5 protein-coding genes are annotated in these 3,433 nt (G+C 68.5%); 4 read left to right on the top strand and 1 reads right to left on the bottom strand.

Going from position 1 to position 3,433, the window contains the following annotated elements:
* The coding region (locus JWP28_RS17685) for an aminotransferase class I/II-fold pyridoxal phosphate-dependent enzyme (RefSeq protein WP_299544988.1) at positions 1–212 on the top strand (212 nt) is incomplete at its 5' end.
* Positions 213–262: 50 nt separating this feature from the next.
* Here the strand turns inward: JWP28_RS17685 and JWP28_RS17690 are convergent.
* Complete coding sequence (locus JWP28_RS17690) at positions 263–694, bottom strand: MucR family transcriptional regulator (RefSeq protein WP_299544990.1); 432 nt, start codon at positions 692–694, stop codon at positions 263–265.
* A 214-nt stretch (positions 695–908) separates the two neighbouring features.
* Here JWP28_RS17690 and glyA point away from each other — a divergent pair, with 214 nt between their 5' ends.
* The 3 genes from glyA to JWP28_RS17705 form a co-directional block, all read left to right on the top strand.
* Positions 909–2,210, top strand: a complete 1,302-nt coding sequence (gene glyA / locus JWP28_RS17695; RefSeq protein ID WP_299544996.1) for a serine hydroxymethyltransferase — start codon at positions 909–911, stop codon at positions 2,208–2,210.
* 29 nt (positions 2,211–2,239) lie between these two features.
* Entirely contained in the window at positions 2,240–2,710 is a 471-nt protein-coding gene (gene nrdR / locus JWP28_RS17700; protein WP_299544992.1) for a transcriptional regulator NrdR, read from the top strand.
* Between the two features lie 146 nt (positions 2,711–2,856).
* A partial coding sequence (locus JWP28_RS17705) for a RibD family protein (protein WP_299544994.1) occupies positions 2,857–3,433 on the top strand: 577 nt, incomplete at its 3' end.

Raw genomic sequence — 3,433 nt, forward strand, 5'->3', positions numbered from 1 at the left:
TCCACTGCAAGATGATCTCGGACATTCTTCTGGAAGAGCACGGGATCTACGTTCAGCCGATCAACTATCCCACCGTCCCGCGGGGCACGGAGCGCCTGCGCTTCACCCCGTCGCCCGCCCACACCGACGCCATGATGGACGACCTGGTGGCGGCGCTGGAAACCCTCTGGGTCCGCTGCAACGTCCAACGCGTCGGCGGCGTCGCGGCCTGAGCCAATTCCGCTCATTCCGCTTTGGCGGATGAGCGGGCGTAGGCGCGCGGCTACTTCCGCCGTCGGACGCCGCGGCCAAGGCCGATCTTCTTGGCGAAGTCGGAGCGCCGCGCCGCATAGGCCGGAGCCACCATCGGATAGTCGGGCGGAAGGCCCCAGCGCTTGCGGTAGTCGTCGGGGCTCAGGTTGTAGCGTGAGCGCAGGTAGCGCTTGAGCATCTTCAGCTTCTTGCCGTCCTCCAGGCAGACGATGAAGTCGTGCTGCACGCTGCGGCCGATGGAGACCGCCGGTTTCGGCCGCTCCTCGGGAGCCGGCGCGGCGTCGCGGGAGAGGCTTTCCAGCGCCTGGTGCACGGTGCGGATCAGGTCAGGGACGGCATCGGCGGCCACGGAATTGCGACTTACGTAGGCCGAGACGATCTCGCTGCCAAGCCGCAGCAAATCCTCGCCCTGCGGCCCTTCCGGGTCCGGTCCAACGCTCATGCAACTCCCCCATATCTGACGCAGCACAGCCCGCGGCGCGCATCGAACCTGCACATCGGGCGAAGGATCAAACGCCGTCTGCGTGAGATTGTTCCCGCTCGCCGCCTCGGCGGTGGAGGGAACCGCGGTTTGGGGGTAAAGAGCGCTCTCCGCCCAAAAGACTCTCGACGTCCCGAACCCACCAGCCTGAAAGGCGCCGCCCTTGACGCTCAACGTGCAAGCCAATCCCTCGTCCGCCAAGGCCACGTCCGGCGCCTTCTTCGGCAGCGGCGTCGCGGAGGCCGATCCGGAGTTGGCGCGCATCCTGGACGCCGAGTTGAAACGCCAGCAGGACCAGATCGAGCTGATCGCCTCGGAGAACATCGTCTCCAAGGCGGTGCTGGAGGCGCAGGGCAGCGTGCTGACCAACAAGTACGCCGAGGGCTATCCGGGCAAGCGCTACTACGGCGGCTGCGAGGTGGTCGACCAGGCCGAGACCCTGGCCATCGAGCGCGCCAAGCGGCTGTTCGGCTGCGAGTTCGTCAACGTCCAGTCCCATTCCGGCAGCCAGGCGAACCAGGCGGTGTTCATGGCCACCATGTCGCCCGGCGACACCTTCATGGGGATGGACCTGGCGGCGGGCGGACACCTGACCCACGGCAAGAGCGTCAACCAGTCCGGCAAGTGGTTCCGCCCGGTGGCCTATGGCGTGCGCCAGCAGGATCACCTGATCGACTACGACCAGGCCTGGGAGGTCGCCCGCGCCGAGAAGCCCAAGGTGATCATCGCCGGCGGCTCGGCCTATTCGCGGACCATCGACTTCGCGCAGTTCCGCGCCATCGCCGACGAGGTCGAGGCCGTGCTGATGGCCGACATCGCCCACTACGCAGGCCTGGTGGCGGGCGGCGTCTACCCGAACCCGTTCCCGCACGCGCACATCGTCACCACCACGACGCACAAGACCCTGCGCGGTCCGCGCGGCGGCATGATCATGACCAACTCCAAGAAGTGGGCGAAGAAGATCGACTCGGCCGTCTTCCCCGGCCTGCAGGGCGGGCCGCTGATGCACGTGATCGCCGCCAAGGCGGTGGCCTTCGGCGAGGCTTTGAAGCCGGAGTTCAAGCTCTACGCCCACAAGGTGATCGAGAACGCCCGGGCGCTGGCCGACAGCCTGCAGAGCGCCGGCTTCAAGATCGTCTCCAATGGCACCGACAGCCACCTGATGCTGGTGGACCTCACGCCCAAGGGCGTCAGCGGCGCCGACGCCGAGGTGGCGCTGGAGCGGGCCGGGATCACCACCAACAAGAACGGCATCCCCTTCGACCCGTTGCCACCGATGCAGACCTCGGGCCTGCGGGTCGGCTCACCCGCCGGCACCACCCGCGGCTTCGGCCCCGCCGAGTTCCGCCAGGTGGGCGCCTGGATCGGCGAAGTGCTGGATGGCGTGGCCGCCGGCGGCGACAATTCGGCAGTCGAGGCGAAGGTCCGCGGCGAGGTCCTGGCCTTGACGGCGCGCTTCCCTATCTACCAAGGGTAGGGTTTGAATAGGCCCAAGGGGGCTAGATCATGCGCTGTCCGTTCTGCGGTCACGCCGAAAGCCAGGTCAAGGACAGCCGGCCGTCGGAAGACGGAGCGGCGATCCGCCGTCGCCGGCTCTGCCCGGAATGCGAAGGCCGCTTCACCACCTTCGAGCGGGTGCAACTGCGCGAGCTGACGATCCTCAAGCGCTCGGGCCGGCGCACGCCCTTCGACCGCGACAAGCTCGCCCGCTCGATCTCCATCGCCATCCGCAAGCGGCCGGTCGACCCGGAGCGGGTGGAGCGGATGATTTCCTCGATCGTCCGCCAGCTGGAGAGCATGGGTGAAACCGAGCTGCCGTCGTCGGCGGTGGGCGAGCTGGTGATGAAGCAGCTCAAGGCGCTCGATGACGTCTCCTACGTCCGCTACGCCTCGGTCTACCGCGACTTCCGCGAAACCCAGGATTTCGCCAAGTTCCTCGGCGAGGAAGGCCTGGCCGAGGCGGCGGAGGAGTCGTGATCAATCCCTCCTCTTTAGGGGAGGGTGGACGAGGCGAAGCCTCGGACGGGTGGGGGTGTGTGGGCCAGGTTCGGCCTTCATTACTTGAACGCGACTCCCCCACCCCGGTCGGCTGCGCCGACTCGTCCCTCCCCTAAAGAGGAGGGATGACGCTGATCACCCTGAAGCTCGCCACCTCGCTGGACGGCCGCATCGCCACGGCGGGCGGCGAGAGCCGCTGGATCACCGGCGATGCCGCGCGCGAGGTGGTGCACCGGCTGCGCTCGGAGCACGATGCCGTGCTGATAGGGATCGAAACCGCGCTCGCCGACGATCCGGAGCTCACCGTGCGGCTGCCGGGCTACACCGGCGCCCAGCCGGCCCGGGTGGTGCTGGACAGCCGCCAGCGCCTGCCGCTCACGTGCAAGCTGGTCGCGACGGCGCGCCAAGTCCCGACCTACATCGTGGCCACCACCGAGCCGGATCCCGCCCTCGTCGCGGCGGGCGTCGTCGTGGTGCGGGCGCGCGCCCTGGGCGAGGACCGGCCGGAGCTCAAGACCGTCGTACAGGCGCTGTCCGCCGAGGGGCTGAACCGCCTCTTCGTCGAGGGCGGCGGCCAGGTGGCGGCGAGCTTCCTGCGTTGCGGGCTGGTGGACGCCATCGAGTGGTTCCGCGCGCCGATGCTGATCGGCGGAGAGGGTCGCCCGGCGGTGGGGGCGCTCACGATTGCGGCGCTGGCCGATG

Source organism: Phenylobacterium sp., assembly GCF_028290885.1.
Classification (GTDB): Bacteria; Pseudomonadota; Alphaproteobacteria; order Caulobacterales; family Caulobacteraceae; genus Phenylobacterium.

Bases quoted from the DNA above. Each gene is read 5' to 3' on its own strand.
- nrdR (WP_299544992.1), top strand. From the start codon at position 2,240: ATGCGCTGTCCGTTCTGCGGTCACGCCGAAAGCCAGGTCAAGGACAGC.
- JWP28_RS17690 (WP_299544990.1), bottom strand. From the start codon at position 694: ATGAGCGTTGGACCGGACCCGGAAGGGCCGCAGGGCGAGGATTTGCTG.